This window comes from Kushneria marisflavi, from assembly GCF_002157205.1.
Lineage (GTDB): Bacteria > Pseudomonadota > Gammaproteobacteria > Pseudomonadales > Halomonadaceae > Kushneria > Kushneria marisflavi.
The window spans coordinates 349049-368178 of sequence record NZ_CP021358.1 but is presented as its reverse complement, the minus strand read 5'-3'; the positions used below and the strand labels follow the sequence as shown (position 1 = coordinate 368178).

Genomic DNA, 19130 nt, shown 5'->3' with positions numbered 1-19130 from the left:
GGCAATGCCATGTCCGCATCCGAAAACGCAGCCCATACATTTCCTGCCACACAGGGCACCCACAATATGTTGATGGGTTACCTGCTGTGGCTTTTCGGATTCACCGGTGCCCACCGGTTTTATTACGGCAAACCGATTACGGGAACGATCTGGTTTTTTACCTTCGGTCTTTTCCTGATCGGCTGGATTGTCGATCTTTTTTTGATCCCCCTCATGGATCGTCAGGCAGATCTTCGCTTCCAGCGTGGCAGCAGAAGTTATACCGTTACCTGGATACTACTGACATTCCTTGGCGCGCTGGGTATCCATCGCATGTACATGGGCAAGTGGATCACGGGCGTCATTTATCTACTGACAGGCGGCCTTTTTCTACTGGGTGTGCTCTATGATTTCTGGACGCTTAATGACCAGCTGTCCATCAAGCATCAACGTGAGCGCTAGTCTCCAGTCAAGGAATATTCATGGCTTCTGAATCAAAGGCCGTTATTTATGCGGCAATGGCAGGCAATCTGGCCGTTGCCATTACCAAGTTTGTGGCCGCTGCCTTTACGGGCAGTTCGGCCATGCTGTCCGAAGGTATTCACTCGGTGGTAGATACCGGTAATCAGGTCCTGCTGCTGCTGGGCATGCATCGTGCCCGCAAGCCGCCGGATCGCGATTTTCCGTTTGGTTATGGCAAGGAGGTCTATTTCTGGAGCTTTGTGGTTGCCATTCTGGTGTTTGCCATCGGTGCGGGAGTTTCGTTCTACGAAGGTGTGGTGCATGTCATGTCTCCCGAGCCCATGTCATCGCCCTTGATCAACTACATTGTTCTGGGTCTGGCCATTCTCTTTGAAGGGGCTTCATGGCTTTTTGCCCTTCACGGCTTTCGCAAGGCCAAGGGCAAATGGGGGTATGTCGAGGCAGTACAGCGTGGCAAGGACCCGTCGCTGTTCATGGTGCTGTTCGAGGATTCAGCCGCCATGCTGGGGCTCGTGGTGGCGCTCGGTGGCGTCTGGTTGAGTCAGGTGACCGGCAATCCGATCTTTGATGGTGTGGCCTCCATGGTGATCGGGCTGATTCTGGCCGGCACCGCGGTATGGCTTGCCATCGAAACCAAGGGGCTATTGATCGGTGAAAGCGCCAACCGTCGAGTGGTTGACGATATTCGCGATATTGTCGGGCGCCACTCACAGGTGGAGGCGGTCAACGAAGTGCTGACCATGCACATGGGGCCGGATTTCATACTGGTCAATCTGAGCGTGCGCTTTAATCGCAGCATGCCGGCCGAACGGCTGGAGCGAGTGATCTCTGAGCTTGACAAGAGCCTCAAGCAGCAGCATGAGGAGATCAAGCGAATCTTTATCGAGGCCGAATCAAGCCTTGAAGGCAATGCCTCCTCCGAGCAGAAACAGGTCTGACACATGCAGGCTCATTCACCCAGACCATACGGATATTCATGACGCAAACCACCAGACTCAGCGAACTGATGACATCGCTGGACGACGAACATGAGGGTAACGATGTCAGCATTAATGACATTCTGAAGACCTTCGAGTCACGTGGCTTTGGACCACTGCTGGTGATTCCATCGCTTCTGGCACTGGTCTGCCCGGTACCGGGCATCCCGACTGCCTGTGGTCTGTTCATGGCATTGATTGCCATTCAGCAGGTGTTTGGCCGTGCTCACCCCTGGCTCCCCAAACGATTGCGCCAGGTGTCCATCGGCGGCGATCGGTTTCATCGTCTGGTGGTTCGTATCAAACCCTGGGCCGGGCGCTTTGAGTATCTCTTCAAGCCTCGTCTATTGTTTATGGACACCAATGCGGCTCGACGTGTGGTGGCCGTACTGGTTACGCTTCTGAGCCTGTCGATGGCGCCGCTGGAGCTTTTGCCCTTTGCCGCTGCACTGCCGTCTGGAATGCTTTTGTTGATTGCGCTGGGCATGATCGCACGTGACGGTCTGGTCATGCTGACAGGCCTGGTTCTGGCCGTCGCGGGAGTGGCGTCTTTTCTGTTTTTTCTCTAATCAAAAAGGGCCCTGTTTCAGGGCCCCGTTTTGAACGACATGTTCTTCAGCGCTGAAGATCGCCGTTGTATCGTGTCGTGCGTTCATGCTCGGTCATCATGTGAACGCCCTGAGTGGTCCCTCTGGCAAGACCTTCGAAAATGGCGCGATAGGTCAGCACGGCCTGAACGTACTCGCGTGTTTCGCGAAACGGAATTTCCTCGATAAAGAGATCAAAGGGCTCATCGCTATCGGCCAGCCAGCGGTCCACTCGGTCCGGCCCCGCGTTATAGGCCGCCGCCGCCGCCACACGATTGCCGCTATAGCGTGCGGCCATGTCGCGAATGTAGGCGCTACCCAGCATGACATTAGTTTCCGGCTCTTCAAGGCTTGTCACCCCCTGCCAGGGCACGCCCAGCTGCTGACTGACGTGCTGACCCGTGCCGGGCATCAGCTGCATCAGGCCTCGCGCGCCGACCGGTGACTGTGCCTGAGGATTGAAGGAACTCTCACGGCGCGCCAGCGCCATCAGCAGCCACGGGTCGACGTTACGTTGCTGCCCCCATTTCTGAAACAGGTCGACATAGCCCTGTGGGAAACGCCAGTCGAGGGCATCCCAGTGATCGCCGCGAATGGCAGCATAAATGGTCAGGTCGTACCATCCCTGGCCAAGCGCATACTGTGTGAGCGTCGGATGCTGCGCCTTTGGGAGATGGCGCATCAGGTAGTACCACTCGGCGCGAGCCAGTCCCGGCTCACCGATACGATACAGCGCGGCAATGCGGCGCATCGAAGGCAGGTTGGCAGCGTCCTTCATGTCCTTCTCGGCGATGGTGATCCGCTCGTTTTCAAGCGCATAGGGCTGATGAAGTCGATCAGCGGCGGCAAAGCCGAAAAAGCTGCGCTGACCGGCCGCGATCTGCCATGCCTGGCGGGCGCCATCGGCATCACCGAGCTGCTCACGTGCACGGCCCAGCCAGTATTGCCAGTGAGCGTCACGGCGCTCGTCTGGCTTCATGCGCTCGATCCACGCTGCCACCTCGTGCCACTGGCGATGCTCAAGCGCCTTGCGGGTTTTCAGTTCAAAAAGGTCCTGATCTCCCAGCTGCGCCGTGGCGGCATTGGCCCATTGGGCGTTGGCATCGATGTCGCGGACCAATGAATAGAAGGCCAGATCGTGCTCGATATCGTGACGCTGCTCATCGGTCAGCGGGGCGCGGGATTTGATCTCGCCCCAGGCCGTGAGTGCTTGTGCCGTATCCTGTCGGGTAAGTCGCGCCATAGCGGCACTGTACAGCGAGGAAGCGCCTGGCGTGTCCTGGCGAATCATCCCGGGTAATTCGGTGATGCGGCCGGGGTCACCTTGCAGGCGCTCGAACGCACTTCGCTGAGGCTGCCAGCTGTCAGGCAGTTCGTCAGGTAGATAGCGCGCCATGGCGTCTTCGCCGGCACGCCAGGAAAGCATCAGTCGCGACCAGATATCGGCGCCATCAATGGTGCCATTGGCGCGAAGGCGGTCAAAGAGAGGGTCGCAGGCGGTGGGCTGTGAATGACCCACCAGCCACAGTTGGCGTCCGCCGATCGCGGCGCGCTGTGGTTCCCGGTCCAGAAGCGCCCGATAGTACCAGCACTGACGAGTGGTGCCCTGTGGAACGCCATCACTGACGGCAAGAAAATCATCGAACTGCTGGCGGGCGCCCCATGTGTCCTGAGCCACACCGCGCATCCATTCGGACAGTACCGAATGTCGATAGCGCTTTAGATAGTCGTTGATGACGGTGGGTGATACCCCCGGCAGGCGCGACTTGAGTTCGTGATATTCAACATAGCCTTCCAGCACGTGTCCCTGGATGGCGTCATGATTGATCTGGTCCCACTGATGGGCCCGAGCAGCCTCGAAGGCCTGTTGAAAGCTCTCATCGCTGGCCATCGCCGGTGCGGCAATGCCCGCGGCCAGCATGATGCCCAGCCAGTGCCTGAATAGTTTGTGCTTAACCCTCACCCGAAAACTCCTGTCAGCCATCGATATGAACCTGCACGGGACAGGCATACTGCTTCCCGGGGGCCTAGACTAATGCAGGTGACTGAATTTAACGATCCCATCAAGGACTATCTTCAGTTGCTGCTGCGTTGAATGAACCCTGTCAGCCAACGGCCTTCTCGAAACAACATTTTTTATGCGGAGTATCCATCCATGGCAAAGGGTCGACTCAATCCCATCGGTCTGATTCGTGGTCGCGGTCGCGTTTACTGGCGCATCTTCAAGGCGCTGCGCACCTTCTTTCCCATGCTGAATGACTGGCGAAAGGGGCGTTATCGCCCGCTGCCCAAAAAGGCAGTGGGTCTGATGGCGCTGGCGATTGTCTATGTGGTCAGCCCCATCGATATCGTCCCTGACTTCATTCCCTTTTGGGGACTGCTGGATGATTTCGTTATCGGCGGCTGGCTTCTGGCCAAGCTTGATGAGGAGCTTGACGGTTATCGTCGCTGGCGTGAAAGCGCCGATACGCCCGCTGCGTAGCGCCCGTCACTCATGCGGGCGCGACCATGCGTTCATGAATGTGACATCGTTTCTCTTGAAAAATCGGCAACTTCCCCCATAACGGGTAACACACAGCACGGCATGGCCTGCTCGGGTAGCAGGTCGCACCGTGTGTTTCACCCTGTTGATTATTGTCAGAAGAGAAATGTTGCCATGACGAGTGCGCAAGAGCAGACGCTCGGTTTTCAGACCGAAGTCAAACAACTTCTTCACCTGATGATCAATTCCCTGTACTCCAACCGGGAAATTTTCCTGCGTGAGCTGATTTCCAACAGTGCCGATGCCTGCGACAAGCTGCGCTATCGTGCCCTGGAGAGCGACGCCCTGTATGAGGGTGATCCCGAGCTTCGCGTTGAGATCGAGTTTGATCATGACGCCAGAACCGTCACCATTCGTGACAACGGCATCGGCATGAACCGTGAAGACGTGATTGCCAATCTCGGTACGATCGCGCGTTCGGGAACGGCCGAGTTTCTCAAGCAGATGTCCGGCGAGCAGCAAAAGGACGCTCGATTGATCGGCCAGTTCGGTGTCGGCTTTTATTCAGGCTTTATTGTGGCCGACGAAGTGGTCGTTCGTACTCGCCTGGCCGGCACGGCGCAGGATCAGGGCGTGGAGTGGCGCTCGAAGGGCGAGGGTGAATTCACCATCGTCGATATCGAGCGCGCCGCCCACGGCACTGAAATCGTGTTGCATCTCAAGGAAGATGCGCTCGAGTTCGCCGACGAGCATCGCCTCAAGGGGCTGGTACGCAAGTATTCCGATCACATTGAAGTGCCGGTACGCATGCCGACCGTTCAGGAAAGTGAGGACGACACCGAGGTTACGGTGACCTGGGAGACGGTCAACGAGGCTCAGGCACTCTGGGTGCGCCCGCGCACCGAGGTCACTGATGACGAGTACAAGGCGTTTTACAAGCACGTGGCCCATGACTTCAGCGATCCGCTGACCTGGAGCCACAACAAGGTCGAAGGCAAGCTCGAATACACCAGTCTGCTCTACGTGCCGTCTCGGGCGCCGTTTGATCTGTATCAGCGTGAGGGCGCCCGTGGCCTCAAGCTGTATGTCCAGCGCGTTTTCATCATTGACGATGCCGAGCAGTTCCTGCCGCTGTATCTGCGCTTTGTGAAGGGCGTGGTCGACTCCAATGATCTGTCGCTCAACGTCTCGCGTGAAATTCTGCAGCAGGACCCGCAGGTCGAGAAAATGAAAGGCGCGCTGACCAAGCGTGCGCTCGATATGCTGAGCAAGCTTTCAAAGGACAGCGACGCCTATCAGAACTTCTGGAACCAGTTTGGCGGCGTGCTCAAGGAAGGCCCGGCAGAAGACCACAGCAATCGTGAAAAAATTGGTGGCCTGCTGCGCTTTGCCAGCACTCACACTGACACGTCGGCCCAGAATCAGTCGCTGGCGGACTATGTGTCTCGCATGAAAGAAGGTCAGCAGGGCATCTACTACATCATTGCCGACAGCTTTAATGCCGCGCGGCACAGCCCCCATCTCGAGATCTTCCGCAAGAAGGGCATCGAGGTGCTGCTGCTGTCCGATCGCATCGATGAGTGGCTGATGACCCATTTCACCGAGTTTGATGGCAAGTCGCTGATCGACATTACCCGTGGTGATCTGGATCTGGGTGACATCGACAGCGAGGAAGAAAAGCAGGCGCAGCAGGAAAGTGCGAAGGCCAAGGAAGGATTGGCCGAGCGTTTCCGCGAGGCGCTGGGGGATCAGGTTCAGGAAGTGCGGGTCACGCATCGTCTGACCGAATCGCCGGCCTGCGTGGTGCTGCCTGAAAACGAGATGGGGTATCAGATGCGTCGTTTGATGGAGGCTGCCGGCCAGCCGGTACCCGAAGTTAAACCGATTCTGGAGTTCAACCCTGACCATGCGCTGGTCGCGCGACTGGAAAGCAGCGAAGGAGAGGCCTTTACCGACCTGGCCCACGTGCTTTTCGATCAGGCGGTGATCGCCGAAGGCGGCCAGCTTGATGATCCTGCCGCCTATGTGCGTCGTCTGAACGCCATGCTGGCCCATTAATCCGGTCCAGGATAAAGGGATGACGGTCGCATGACCGTTATCCCTCTCTCAGATGATACCTTCTGAAAATATTCATTCTGCATAATGATGCAAGATGACGGATTTTAGACTCATGTCGCCGCTTATGGCGACATGGTGGGTAAACCATGCTAGTCTGCCGTCTTGTCCTGATACCGAGTCCTGTCAAATGACACGAACGCATCGCCCGTTGACGACGTTGACGCTCGTGCTTGCACTCTCAGTTTTCAGCGTGTTCACACCCTCTCACGCCGATACCAGCAAGCCCAGTTTCCAGATGCCGGACCTGCGAGAACACCCGGCCGGCAGTGATCGCAAGATTGCCTTTTTCAACCTGATGATTCCTCTCATCGAGAAAGCCAACGATGAGATTCAAAATGATCGCGTATGGCTGACCCATATGCGTGATCAAAAGCGCTGGACGACAGACTCACGTCAGCGCCTTTCCTCCATCTGCAGCGATTATGGCCTGAGCTGCAAAAGCGAGAAGGATGTTGACTGGTCCACATTGCTGGCTCGTGTCGATACCGTGCCCATCCAGCTGGTGCTGATTCAGGCCGTGGAAGAATCCGGCTGGGGGACATCAAGGTTTGCTCGTGAGGGCAACAACCTGTTCGGCATGCGCTGCTTTGGCGATAGCTGTGGCTTGGAGCAGATCGGTACCGGCAGTGGCTATCAAAGTTTTGCCACCGTTTATGATGGTATTGAAGCCTATATGCGCAACCTTAATACCCATCGTGCTTATGGGCACCTGCGTGAGCGCCGTGCTGCACTACGTGACAAGGGTAAAAACGTCAACGCGCTGGCACTGATTCCCTCGTTGCAAAACTACTCCATTCGCGGTGATGCCTATCTGGCGGCTCTCCAGTCGCTTTTGAATACCAACGCACCGTTGATTGAAGAGATGCGCGTACAGGAGAGTGACGACCCTGCGTAGTCATTTTTGCTGCCATCACACGCATGAAAAAGTCGCCCCTTGAGGCGACTTTTTCATTTATGGATGCTGGATATGGACTTATTTTTGTAGCGTCGGCCAGATCACGGTGACGATCAGCCCATGGGGCTGGCGGTTATTGATGACCAGAGAAGCCTTCTGGCGCTGCGTTAACTGCTTGACGATTGATAGCCCCAGACCGCTACCGGTCATGCGTTGATTGGCTCGATGAAAACGCTCTGTGATCTTTTCAAGCGATTCATCGGGCACGCCGGGGCCATCATCAATGACCTGGATCATCGGCTGACCGCCAGACCGATCCAGATGCAGCGTCACGGTTCCGCCATTGGGCGTATAGCGCAGTGCGTTATCCAGAAGATTGCGCAGCAGTACTCCCAGCTCGGTTGGATCAGCACGCACCTCGAGCGTGGATAGCCCGCTCATCTCCAGTTGCTGCTGTCGGCGTCCGGCAAGGGGCCACATTTCGCCGGCCAGCTCTGAAGCGATGGGGTAGAGATCTACCCGATCAAGCTGACGCTGCGGTGTCCGTTCGACGCGTGCCAGCGTCAACAATTGATCGACCACGCGTTGTAGACGCTCAATGCCTTGACGAGCCTTGTCCAGCGAACTCTGATGATCCTGTTGGCTGGTGCGGGCGTTATCAAGATGTATCTTGAGTGCCGCCAGTGGTGTACGAAGCTCATGCGCGGCATCGGCCGTAAAGCGTCTTTCCCGATCCAGTGCCATCCGCAGCCGCTCGATGAAAGCGTTGAGCGAATCGCGAAGCCCCTTCAATTCGCGGGGTGGGTCCTGTTCGATGGGGGTGAGGTCCTGATGGTAGCGTCTTGACACCTCGTCGGAGAGACTGTCGATGGGCCGCAGGCCTCGACGAATGACCCACCACAGGGCCGCGCCCAGAAGCGGCAGAATAAACAGGAAAGGGATGCTGTTACCCAGCAGGATCTTGTTGGCCAGTTCCTGCTGAAAGTCATCACGCAACCCGGTGGAGACCCAGACACCGTGCTCCTTGTCATAAATGCTGAAGACGCGCCAGTCCTCATCGTCGTAGCTGACCCATCGATAGCCGATTTCTTTCGGAGGTGGAAAGGGGCCCTTGTCATTCCATTCGGCACTGAGCATTCGCGGTGTAAGGTCGCTGTTCCAGAATCCCAGTGACAAAACCCGCTCTTCCTCCCGAAAGCGACGCGGCGCACTCGTGGAATGCGTGTCCATGACGATGCCTGAAGAGGTGTTATTGCCCTCTATGCTGTAAAAGCGTGCAGCATGACCAGGCTGTGTCAGGCGGTCCGCCAGTGCCTGATAATCCTGCGAGTCCATATTGATATCAATCATGCCTGTCACGATTCGCCCGAACTGGGAGAGCTGTGCATCAAACATCTCCTCAAGCTCGTGCCTTGTCACCAGCCAGGCCGCCAGACCTGAAAGAAGAGCGGCCAGCAGAACCAGTCCCATGACGGCACGTGTCAGATATCGGCGAATCGAGATCATTCGATGGTGTCGTCCAGACGGTAGCCAATGCCGCGCAGGGTCACGATCAGATTGCTGTCGAGCTTCTTGCGCAGGTGATGAATGTGCACTTCAAGCGCGTTGGATTCGATTTCGTCACTGCAGCCGTAAAGCAGCTTCTCCAGATGGGGACGAGTAAAGACCTGCCCGGGGTGCTGGGCCAGTTCATGAAGCAGGGTATATTCGCGCCGGCTGAGTTTGACCAGCCGTTCCTTCCAGCTGACCTCATGGCGGGCATGGTCAATATGCAGTGGGCCAATGCGGATATTCTGCTGTGTCCGCCCGCCTGCACGACGGCTGATGGCGCGTAGCCTGGCGTGAAGTTCATCAACATCGAAGGGTTTTAAAACGTAGTCATCGGCACCGGCATCCAGTCCCTGGATACGATCTTCCAGGCTGTCCCGCGCAGTCAGTATCAACACTGGAATATCATGGGCGGCACGAATGCGGCGCAGGACTTCCATGCCGTCGATGCCGGGCAGTCCCAGATCAAGGATGACCGCTTCAGCCTGACCCTGCTCGACGTGCTCAAGCACGCTCTCACCTTCGGTCAGCCATGTGACCTGATGACCCTCGCGGCGCAGCGCGGTCTCTACGCCATCGCCCAGCAATAGATCATCTTCGACAAATAATACCTTCATATCATCGGGTTCCTGTTCGTAGCGAGACATGAACAGCTCAGGCGCTCTGAACATGCAATGATGCGTGATGGTTCCATACTCTCATGATCACTGAGCGCTGTGTTGAAGCAGGTCATTGATTCGATTCCTGAATCCTGAAAGCCATCGTTGCTGCCTGTTCAGATGCCTCGTCATGCTGTCCTGCGAATGGCCCTGTGCTGCGGCATTCCGACATTCTACCCGGGCAGGCCGGGCATGCGTTACCTGCGCGGCTCGTCAAGCGTTACACTAACCTCTGTCCATCGTCGATCAACAAGGATTATCCATGGCAGTCGAGCATCAGCCTCAGGTCACTACAGACGATATTCGTGTGCCGCCGGTGGCCGTGCTGGGAGGAGGGAGCTTTGGCACGGCGCTGGCCAGTATTGCCTCCAGTGGCGGAGCCAGAGTACGACAATGGATGCGTGATTCGGCGCTGGTCGATCACGTCAACACGCACCGCATCAACCATCGCTATCTGCCCGAATTCAGGATTCACCCCGACGTTGTGGCCTCCACTGACCTGGCCTGGGTGCTCGAGGAGGCGCGTCTGGTATTGATTGCCATCCCCTCGGGCGGCTTTCGACAGGTGGTACGTCAGGCGGCCCCGTATTTTGCAGACGATGCCATTCTGGTCAGCACGACCAAGGGCATCGAGACCGATAGCTTCCTGCTCATGAGCCAGATTCTGGAGCAGGAAACCCACAGTGCCCATATCGGAGTGCTCTCCGGCCCCAACCTGGCCGCCGAGATTGCCCAGGGGCACTTGAGTGCCAGCGTGATTGCCAGCAATGACGAACAGACCCGGTCGCGGGTGCAGGCAGCACTGTCATGTGATCATTTTCGTGTCTATGCCAGCAACGACCGCTATGGTGTAGAGATGGGTGGCGCGCTCAAGAACATCTATGCCATTGCCGTGGGGATGGCGGCAGCGCTTGGCATGGGAGAAAACACGCGCAGCATGCTGATTACTCGGGCACTTGCCGAAATGAGTCGCTTTGCGGTGGCGCAGGGCGCCAGCCCCATGACCTTTCTGGGGCTGGCGGGCGTTGGCGATCTGATTGTCACCTGCTCCTCCAATCTGTCTCGCAACTACAGGGTCGGTTATGCGATGGGGGAAGGGCGCACGCTGGAAGAAGCCATCGAAGCCCTGGGGCAGGTGGCCGAAGGGGTCAATACGGTGTCTCTGGTGGTCAAACGAGCCAGCGAGGAAAACATTTACATGCCGCTGGCCACCGGGCTTTATCGGGTCATGTTTGAAGGCGTCGCGCCGCGTGACATGGCCACCGCGCTCATGCGCAGTGAGCAAAGCAGTGACGTTGAATTCACGCTGCCGCGAGAGGATACGCGGCGTGCACAGCAGCAAACCGCAGCCAGGGATATCCCAACATGAAAATCTATATCATGCGCCATGGCGAAGCCGCCTCCGGAACGCCTGACGCCCATCGTCCACTCGATTTGACCGGCCAGCAGGAGGTGGCCCGCATTGCCGACTGGTTCATCTCGACGCTTGGGGAAGACAGGCATCAGCTGAAGGTGGTGGCCAGTCCCTATGATCGTGCTCAGCAAAGTGCTCGAATTATCGGTCAGGCATTGCATGTGGATGACATCATGACCCTGCCCATCATGACGCCGGATGCGCCGCCGGAAACCCTGATCGATTGGCTCACTCACAATATCGATCCGCGTGAGGACGATGCCCCTTGGCTGTTTGTCAGCCACATGCCGCTGGTGGCCGAGCTGGTCGGTCAGCTGGTGGATGGCAGCCCCAACGCCCGGCTGCCCATGGGGACAGCGGATGTGGTCGAGCTCGAGGCTGAGGTCTGGGCAGCAGGGTCTGCCACGCTGGTACGCCATGTGACGCCTGCAACCGCGGCCATCGATTAGCGGCGTCTGTCATCGCATGACTTCTGACCGGTGTGGCGGGCACTCAGCCTGCCACACCGGTCATCTGCAAAATGAAAATACCCAGGGTCACCGTCACGCTGCTGGCAAGGGTCGTCATGGCAACCGTGTTGGCCGCAAGTCTTGCATTGCCGCCCATGGCTCTGGCCATGACGAAGCTGGCTGCCGCTGAAGGGCTGCCCATAAACAGAAAAAGCAGTACCAGTTCCTGCCCCTCAAATCCTGCCAGCCACGCCACGAATACGGCTGCGGCCGGCATCGAGACCATCTTGATCGTGCTGGCGCCCAATGCCACATGACTGGCTTCCCGTATGGCCGCCATCGACATGGTGCCGCCAATGCTGATCAGGGCCAGCGGCAGCGTCATATTGGCGAAATATTCCCCTGACGTGTGCAGCCAGCCCGGCAGGGCAAGACCACTGGCCGCAAAGGACAACCCAGCGACCACCGAAAGTATCAACGGATTTTTCACGATCTTGAGCGTGATGCTGCGCCAGCTGGTGGTGGCTTCGGGCTGATACCAGGCCAGTACGATCACGGACAACACGTTGTAGAGCGGAATAATGGTGGCCACCAGCACACTGCCGGCCGAGAGGCCAAAGGCGCCGTACATACTGCCGGCCAGTGCCAGCCCGATAATGCCGCCATTGCCGCGAAAGGCGGCCTGGACATAGACCCCACGATCCTCGAAAGGCACGCGTTGGGTCGCCCACCACCAGATGAGCAAAAAGCTGACCACGGTGGCCAGTGACAGATAGATCATCAGGCTCGGTATCAGCGCCTGCGACATGTCTGCATCGACCAGCGATAAAAAGAGTAGCGTGGGCATGGCGCCACGAAACACCAGTCCCGAGCTGGTGTTGATAAAGGCAGTGTCGATCCATTTAAGGCGCTTGAGCGCAATGCCCAGAAGTACCATGGCAAAGACAGGAAAGGTCACGCTGAGCGTTTCAGCGAAAAGGGCTGACGGATTCATGCAGGGATACCGTAGGGCGACAGGAGCCATGACCTCGTGGTGTCTGCCATGAGCCAGCCCATTCGGGCACGTTCATGGCGAGAACCAATGGGGGAATCTGATTCGAAGAAGTGATGGCTCGGGGACTAGAGCGTTATAAATCCGACGATCAGGCCGGCCAGTACGACAATGAAAAAGAGACGGTTTCGCAGACGACGCGAGGACAGGGACATTCATGGCTCCGGAGTAGGGGGAGTGAAGGCCGCGGCATTATACGCGTCAGGGCATTCGGCGGCGAGTCGATCAGCCTGTCTGCAAGAGCTGACATGCTAAAGCAGAGAGTGCTGGTGGGGCGATGGCATATCCAGAGGGAGTGCATCGCGACGATGGTCGTCGTATTGTCTCCGGTTTGATGACAATGGAGCGAGCAGGATGAGCGCAAGACCGCGAGAGTGCCATTTGGCCGATAATCGTCTGGCCGGGCTGGTATGGGAGCGGGAAGGGCTGCCGGTGGAGGCGCCGACCTGGGTGGCCCTGCATGGCTGGCTGGACAACGCCGCCACCTTTACCCGGCTGGTGCCACTGCTGGTGGAAAGGCTCGATATCCGTATTGTGGCCATCGATTTTGCCGGCCATGGCAAATCGCAGTGGCAGGGCAGAGGCACCGATTACGCCCTGTGGGATTATATTCACGACGTGCTGGATACGCTTGATGATCTCGGCATTGAGCGTGCCACACTGCTGGCCCATTCGCTGGGGGCCTGCGTCTCCTGTCTGTTGGCCGCAGCGCTGCCCGAGCGCATCGAGCGGCTTTGGCTGATTGATGGCATTGGCGCGCTGACAACCCCGGTCAATCAGTCGACCCGCCAGTTGCGCAATGGGGTACTGGGCGTGCGCCGGCCACTGTCGCCGCCGCCCTCCTATTCGAGTCTCGAAGCGGCGCTTGACGCACGCGTGGCCGGTGCCATTACACCGCTGGATCATGACACCGCCGAGCCGCTGATGGCGCGCAGTTTAGTGAAGGATGAGGCACGCATGCGTTATCGCACCGACCCGCGCCTGCTGCGGCCATCACAGGTCAAGCTGACGCCCGAGCAGTCGCGGGACATGCTGCTGGCCATTCGTGCTCCGGTTGATCTGATCAAGGCCGACAACGGCATCGTTGGGGATCACCTGGACCGGGAAGGCGTGCGCCATGAAATGACTACCCTGACCACCCATCAAGTGCCGGGCGGTCACCATCTTCACCTCGAACCGCAGAGTGTGGCCGGTGTGGCCGAAGTGATTCTCCGGGCCTATGGTGTGGCATAGCCTTATTTGACATAGTCTTCCCGGGTGCGGCGCAGCAATACATAGACGGCGCCGGTGCCGCCATCGCGGTCTTGTGCCGAGCAAAAGGCCAGCACCTCGGGAAGTTCGCGCAGCCAGGCGTTGACGTGGCTTTTGATGACCGGATAACGCGCTGCTCCCGACCACGCCTTGCCGTGAACGACCAGCACGCAGCGCGCGCGGTTGGCACGGGCTTCGTGAAGAAAGGCTTCAAGTTCGGCTCGAGCCTGCTCCAGATCGTAGCCGTGAAGGTCCACCCCTGCCTGCCAGGCGATCGCGCCGCGCTTGAGTTGAGACAGGGTGCGATGTGGTAAATCGCTCAGGGCGAACATCAGGGCTTCCGAAGGGCGAACCGGGTCGACGCGTCCATCGGAGGTGCGTGAAGAGGTGGCCGTGGTGTTATTGGCACTGCTGGCGGCCGCCTCACGGCGATGGCGCAGTTCGCTGCGCCGCGGCATGCGGCCCGTGTCGGCGCGGTCGTGATGGACCGGGCGGATATCGCTGCCCTGCATGGCCTCGCGAAAGGCAGTCCGGTCGTCATCGTCAGTCTGGCGGTTACCGGTCATGCCCTTGTCTCCGCTGGATGGTAGTGACCGTCACGCTGACGGTGGTTTTGAGGTAATGAATGGCGACCCTGATTATAGGGAATCGAGTGGCGATGTGCAGGCCTGCACCGATGCGCCGCTACCGGATAACGGGTACACTTTCGACCTTTCTTCATTTTACCAACCCTCGACAAGGCCGCCGCATTCATGAGCGACGTTTCTGCCCGCATGCCTGTACCCGCCGCCGCGCCCCTCTCTCTGGATGATGACACTCTGATCGATGAGCTGGTCACCTTGCGTGACTATCTACGCCTGGCCGTCAGTGTCTTCAATGCCTACGATCTCTATTACGGGCATGGTACGGACAGTGCCTGGGACGAAGCCGTGGCGCTGGTGCTGGGTGCGCTGCGCCTGCCACACGATGTCGACCCTGCCATCATCGATGCCCGGGTACTGCGCATCGAGCGCGCGCGTATCATCACGCTCTTGCGCGCGCGCGCCGTCGAGCGTCGTCCGCTGCCCTATCTGCTCGGGGAGTCCTTCTATGCCGGTTTTGCGTTCAATGTCGACGAGCGTGTTCTGATTCCGCGCTCGCCCATCGCCGAGCTGATCGAGTCGGGCTTTGAGCTGTGGTTTGAAACGCGTGACCCGGCGCATATGCTCGATCTGTGTACCGGTTCTGGCTGTATCGGTATTGCGGCGGCGCTGATGATGCCCACGACCCATGTCATGCTCGCTGACATCAGCGGTGATGCCATCGATGTAGCTCGAGCCAATATCACACGCCACGATGTGGGAGATCGCGTGAAAGCCGTGGCCGGGGATCTTTTCGAACCGGTGGTCGGCCAGCGCTTCGATCTGATCGTCAGCAACCCGCCCTATGTGGACGCCAGCGATCTGGGCGGCATGCCGGCCGAGTTCGGCCATGAGCCGACACTGGCGCTGGGCGCTGGTCATGACGGGCTCGACCTGGTGCGTCGCATGCTCCGCGAGGCGCGTGAGTATCTGACCGATGACGGCGTGCTGATCGTGGAGGTAGGGAACTCCGAGCGTCACGTGATCGAGACCTGGCCGGAAGTTCCCTTTTTATGGCTCGAGTTCGCCCGAGGCGGCCATGGCGTGTTTGCACTGACCGCCGCTCAACTCGATGAGTGGGCAACGGAACTGTCGCGCTGAGCGGCGTGGCTGGCAGGCGCTGATTTGAATTTTGATCTGTCGTACGCCCGGGTGACGGGCCGATACGTCGCACTATCAGGAACACAACATGTCCGGTAATACCTTCGGCAAGCTCTTTACGCTGACCACCTTCGGAGAAAGTCATGGCCAGGCACTGGGGGCCATCATCGATGGTTGCCCGCCGGGACTGCCGCTGTGCGAGTCGGATCTGCAGGCCGATCTGGACCGCCGCCGCCCCGGCAGTTCGCGTCATACCACACAGCGTCGCGAAGCCGATGAGGTGCGTATTCTCTCCGGTGTCTTTGAAGGCGTGACGACCGGTACCCCGATCGGTCTCATGATCGAAAATACCGATCAGCGCTCGAAGGATTACTCAAAGATCAAGGATCAGTTCCGTCCGGCACATGCCGATTACACCTACCACCACAAGTACGGTGTTCGCGACTATCGCGGCGGCGGCCGCTCCAGTGCGCGTGAAACCGCCATGCGCGTGGCGGCGGGCGCGATTGCCAAGAAGTATCTGGCAGGCCGTGGGATCAGCGTGCGTGGCTACATGAGCCAGCTCGGCCCGATCACCATCGACTTCAAGAGCTGGGACGGCGTCGACGACAACCCCTTTTTCAGCCCTGACCCTGATCGGGTACCGGAGCTTGAAGCCTACATGGATCAACTTCGACGTGATCAGGACAGCGTCGGTGCCCGAATCACCGTGGTGGCCGAAGGCGTGCCGGTCGGTCTGGGCGAGCCGGTGTTTGACCGCCTTGATGCCGAGCTGGCACATGGGCTGATGAGCATCAACGCGGTCAAGGGTGTCGAAATTGGCGCGGGCTTTGACAGCATTGCCCAGCGCGGCAGCGAGCATCGTGACGAGATGACGCCAGAAGGCTTTCTCTCCAATCATGCCGGCGGCGTGCTGGGCGGCATTTCGACCGGACAGCCCATTGTGGCGCATCTGGCGCTCAAGCCGACCTCCAGCATTACCACGCCCGGCCGTTCAATTGACGTGCATGGCAACCCGGTCGAGGTGATCACAAAGGGCCGTCATGACCCCTGTGTCGGCATTCGAGCCACGCCGATTGCAGAAGCCATGATGGCGCTGACGCTGATGGATCATCTGTTGCGTCAGCGCGGGCAAAACGGTGACGTTCGCGTCGAGACGCCGCAGATTAAACAGCTGTAGCTATAGGGGCTCAGCGGTCAGGACGGCCTGGCCGTGCAAGCCTTTGTCTATTTCGGGACCCGCTTCTGGCATGCCCCTTGTCTATGGTCATGGTTGGCTCTCAAGGGGGGCATCGCTTCCGGACGCCATGCGATGAGTCGCGACAGTCATGGCAGAAAAAGGCGGTTTCCTGAAGACATGTGATCCGACATGTGCTGTTGCAGGGCGTGGGGGTTATCACGTTATTGTGTTGAAACGCGCGTCGGCTAAAACGATCAAGGCACAAAAAGTTACGCTGCGTTACTCTGTTCGCCGTCGACAGGGCCCGGAAAGCTGAAATGGCAGAACGTCTCCGGCGGATACAATATCTTCGATGAGAAGCGATATGCTGCACGAGATCAACGCACAGGTCAGCGTCTTTGGCCTGCTGCATCAGGAAGCGCGCACGGCCGCCGGGGCTGAACCCCTGCTGGCGGATATGCTTGAGACGTACGTAATATCCCAGTCCCACCTTGAGGGGTGTCTGACGGCAGTCATGGCCTCGGCCATGGCAGATGCCACGCTTTCGTTTGAGGCTTTGACGGACTGCTTCCGGGGACTTTATCAGGCTGATGCGTCACTGGTGGACAGTGCCGCCTGTGACATGACGGCGGTCCTTGAGCGCGACGCTGCCAGCAGTGAATACCTGCCCATTTTGCTGTATCTAAAGGGATTCCAGGCGCTTCAGGCCCATCGTCTTGCTCATGCCCTGTGGCAGTGTGGTCGTCGTATGCTGGCTCGTGCGCTGCATCATCGCACCACTCAGGTTTTTGGCATCGATATTCATCCCGCCTGCCGAGTCGGCCGTGGTGTCATGCTGGATCACGGTACCGGCATCGTGATTGGTGAAACCGCCGAGATTGGCGATAACGTTTCGATCATGCAGGGTGTCACCCTTGGCGGCACCGGCAAGGAGAGTGGCGATCGCCATCCCAAGGTGCGCAGCGGTGTCCTGATCGGTGCCGGTGCCACCGTGCTGGGCAATATCGAAATCGGCTATGGTGCCCAGATCGGTGCTGGAAGCGTTGTGCTGGCGAAAGTTGAAGAGCACACCACCGTCGTTGGGATCCCTGCACGTCAGGCCGGTCGGCCACGATGCCCGAGTCCATCGGTCACCATGGAACACGGCAGCTTTCAGCCGGTGTCCAGGGCCCAGTGGTATCAGCAGGGCTCTTGATCGGGTCGCTGAAAAAGACAGACGCTGACATCAGGAGGGGCCGGTCAAATGATCGGCCCCTTTCTTTGGCAAGCGTTTCACGAAACGTTAAAACTGCCAGCCGACGCCGAAGTAGTAGCCCCAACCGGTGCTGCGTACGCGGAAGTCGCCATCCCCGAAATTCAGCTCACTGCCATCGTTCCACTGGCCGCCATTATGAAAATAACGGGCCACGGCCAGAAAACGCAGGTGCGTAAAGGAGTAGACAAAGGCGTTGGTGGCGACCACGGCTTCGTTGGTGCGCGCCGAATTATCATCGCCCAGATCCGAGCCGAAATCATAGTTGGTGAAACCGGCGTAAAAGAGGCTGGCGCCATTATCAAAGCTTGCCAGCGGGTAGCTGTACTCGAGCTGCGCGCGATAGCCATCCCAGCTGTTTTCGTTGTCCGCGCCGTAATTTTCCCACTGATACTTGCCGTAAAAATTAAACGACACATCCAGCGGCGTGCCGGTCTCGATGTCGGTACCCAGACCGCTATAGAGCGTGTTCTGACGATTGTCGCTGTTGTGACCCCAGTCATAGATCCAGTTGGCTGCCAGATACCATTCACTGATGGGCCCCAGGCTCAGGTCACGACCGCTGAGCTCATTGAGAGACAGCCGCGGCTTGATTTCGGCAAAGATCGGCGAGCCCTTGTCGAAGATACCGCTGTCGGCGGCGTTTCCGATGCCAAAGAACTTTGGCATGTCGATATAGCCGTAAAGATCCAGCGGCCCCTTGCGACCGAAGAACTCATATTCCAGATAGATGTCATCGATTTTTTGCGGACCAAAACGGATGTCCTTGCTGCCGATGACGGTGACGTTCTGATTGTACCAGTCCGACAGGTAGGCGCTGCGTGGTGCTTCGTCGGTGGCCTCATAGCTGGCGGTTTCACCCGAGGCAGCTGCCGACTCGCCACTCTGCGGCTCGGCATGGGCCGATAATGGCAGCAGCACGGTGGTGAGAAGCAGGGCATAAGTCGCGCCAAAAGATGGACGCAGACTCGTCCGGCATGTTGTGGGCATGCGTAGAGGGTAGGGCATGGTCATTCCTTGCAAGACGTTGTGTTGTTATTGGTCGGGTTATCGTTATATCAAACAGGGGAGCTTTCAGGCCGCG

General features: G+C 58.4%; 18 protein-coding genes. 12 read left to right on the top strand and 6 right to left on the bottom strand.

Going from position 1 to position 19130, the window contains the following annotated elements; all coding sequences use genetic code 11:
- Positions 1–9: 9 nt before the first annotated feature.
- From B9H00_RS01775 to B9H00_RS01765, 3 genes are read left to right on the top strand one after another with little or no spacing between them, the layout of a single operon-like run.
- Positions 10–441 carry an NINE protein gene (locus tag B9H00_RS01775; protein WP_086899210.1) on the top strand — a complete coding sequence of 144 codons (432 nt, stop codon included), beginning with the start codon at positions 10–12 and terminating at the stop codon, positions 439–441.
- Positions 442–461: 20 nt separating this feature from the next.
- Entirely contained in the window at positions 462–1400 is a 939-nt protein-coding gene (locus tag B9H00_RS01770; protein WP_086899209.1) for a cation diffusion facilitator family transporter, read from the top strand.
- A gap of 38 nt (positions 1401–1438) precedes the next feature.
- Positions 1439–2008, top strand: coding sequence for an exopolysaccharide biosynthesis protein (locus B9H00_RS01765; protein WP_086899208.1), 570 nt, complete (start codon positions 1439–1441; stop codon positions 2006–2008).
- Positions 2009–2054: 46 nt separating this feature from the next.
- On the opposite strand, the gene B9H00_RS01760 is transcribed toward B9H00_RS01765, so the two are convergent.
- Positions 2055–3989: a transglycosylase SLT domain-containing protein gene (locus B9H00_RS01760; protein WP_236944331.1), complete on the bottom strand. Its 1935-nt coding sequence runs from the start codon at positions 3987–3989 to the stop codon at positions 2055–2057.
- A 192-nt stretch (positions 3990–4181) separates the two neighbouring features.
- On the opposite strand from B9H00_RS01760, the gene B9H00_RS01755 reads away from it, so the two are divergent.
- The 3 genes from B9H00_RS01755 (at position 4182) to B9H00_RS01745 (ending at position 7521) form a co-directional block, all read left to right on the top strand.
- Positions 4182–4508, top strand: coding sequence for a YkvA family protein (locus tag B9H00_RS01755; RefSeq protein WP_086901642.1), 327 nt, complete (start codon positions 4182–4184; stop codon positions 4506–4508).
- A gap of 174 nt (positions 4509–4682) precedes the next feature.
- Positions 4683–6566 (top strand): molecular chaperone HtpG, encoded by a 1884-nt coding sequence (gene htpG / locus B9H00_RS01750; protein WP_086899207.1) that lies wholly within the window; start codon positions 4683–4685, stop codon positions 6564–6566.
- A gap of 187 nt (positions 6567–6753) precedes the next feature.
- Positions 6754–7521, top strand: coding sequence for a protein bax (locus tag B9H00_RS01745; RefSeq protein ID WP_086899206.1), 768 nt, complete (start codon positions 6754–6756; stop codon positions 7519–7521).
- A 78-nt stretch (positions 7522–7599) separates the two neighbouring features.
- Here the strand turns inward: B9H00_RS01745 and B9H00_RS01740 are convergent, their stop codons facing one another.
- Both B9H00_RS01740 and B9H00_RS01735 read right to left on the bottom strand, forming a co-directional pair.
- On the bottom strand, positions 7600–9027 hold the full coding sequence (locus tag B9H00_RS01740) for an ATP-binding protein (RefSeq protein ID WP_086899205.1): 1428 nt from the start codon (positions 9025–9027) through the stop codon (positions 7600–7602).
- On the bottom strand, positions 9024–9686 hold the full coding sequence (locus B9H00_RS01735) for a response regulator transcription factor (RefSeq protein ID WP_086901641.1): 663 nt from the start codon (positions 9684–9686) through the stop codon (positions 9024–9026). The genes B9H00_RS01740 and B9H00_RS01735 overlap by 4 nt, the downstream gene beginning before the upstream one ends.
- Positions 9687–9990: 304 nt before the next feature.
- Here B9H00_RS01735 and B9H00_RS01730 point away from each other — a divergent pair, with 304 nt between their 5' ends.
- Positions 9991–11097: an NAD(P)H-dependent glycerol-3-phosphate dehydrogenase gene (locus tag B9H00_RS01730; protein ID WP_086899204.1), complete on the top strand. Its 1107-nt coding sequence runs from the start codon at positions 9991–9993 to the stop codon at positions 11095–11097.
- Positions 11094–11591, top strand: coding sequence for a phosphohistidine phosphatase SixA (gene sixA / locus B9H00_RS01725; protein WP_086899203.1), 498 nt, complete (start codon positions 11094–11096; stop codon positions 11589–11591). The genes B9H00_RS01730 and sixA overlap by 4 nt, the downstream gene beginning before the upstream one ends.
- Before the next feature lie 43 nt (positions 11592–11634).
- On the opposite strand, the gene B9H00_RS01720 is transcribed toward sixA, so the two are convergent.
- Positions 11635–12585 (bottom strand): AEC family transporter, encoded by a 951-nt coding sequence (locus B9H00_RS01720; protein WP_086899202.1) that lies wholly within the window; start codon positions 12583–12585, stop codon positions 11635–11637.
- 411 nt (positions 12586–12996) lie between these two features.
- Here B9H00_RS01720 and B9H00_RS01715 point away from each other — a divergent pair, with 411 nt between their 5' ends.
- Entirely contained in the window at positions 12997–13875 is an 879-nt protein-coding gene (locus tag B9H00_RS01715; protein WP_086899201.1) for an alpha/beta hydrolase, read from the top strand.
- A gap of 2 nt (positions 13876–13877) precedes the next feature.
- Here the strand turns inward: B9H00_RS01715 and B9H00_RS01710 are convergent, their stop codons facing one another.
- Entirely contained in the window at positions 13878–14459 is a 582-nt protein-coding gene (locus B9H00_RS01710) for a Smr/MutS family protein (RefSeq protein ID WP_086899200.1), read from the bottom strand.
- A gap of 186 nt (positions 14460–14645) precedes the next feature.
- Here B9H00_RS01710 and prmB point away from each other — a divergent pair, with 186 nt between their 5' ends.
- The 3 genes from prmB to cysE all read left to right on the top strand — a co-directional run bounded on the left by prmB (position 14646) and on the right by cysE (position 17989).
- A complete protein-coding gene (gene prmB, locus B9H00_RS01705) occupies positions 14646–15614 on the top strand; it encodes a 50S ribosomal protein L3 N(5)-glutamine methyltransferase (RefSeq protein WP_086899199.1) in 969 nt (322 codons plus the stop codon).
- Positions 15615–15702: 88 nt separating this feature from the next.
- Positions 15703–16794 (top strand): chorismate synthase, encoded by a 1092-nt coding sequence (gene aroC, locus B9H00_RS01700; RefSeq protein ID WP_086899198.1) that lies wholly within the window; start codon positions 15703–15705, stop codon positions 16792–16794.
- 352 nt (positions 16795–17146) lie between these two features.
- Positions 17147–17989 (top strand): serine O-acetyltransferase, encoded by an 843-nt coding sequence (gene cysE, locus B9H00_RS01695; RefSeq protein WP_236944330.1) that lies wholly within the window; start codon positions 17147–17149, stop codon positions 17987–17989.
- 87 nt (positions 17990–18076) lie between these two features.
- On the opposite strand, the gene B9H00_RS01690 is transcribed toward cysE, so the two are convergent.
- Complete coding sequence (locus B9H00_RS01690; RefSeq protein ID WP_236944329.1) at positions 18077–19054, bottom strand: nucleoside-specific channel-forming protein Tsx; 978 nt, start codon at positions 19052–19054, stop codon at positions 18077–18079.
- Between the last annotated feature and the right edge of the window lie 76 nt (positions 19055–19130).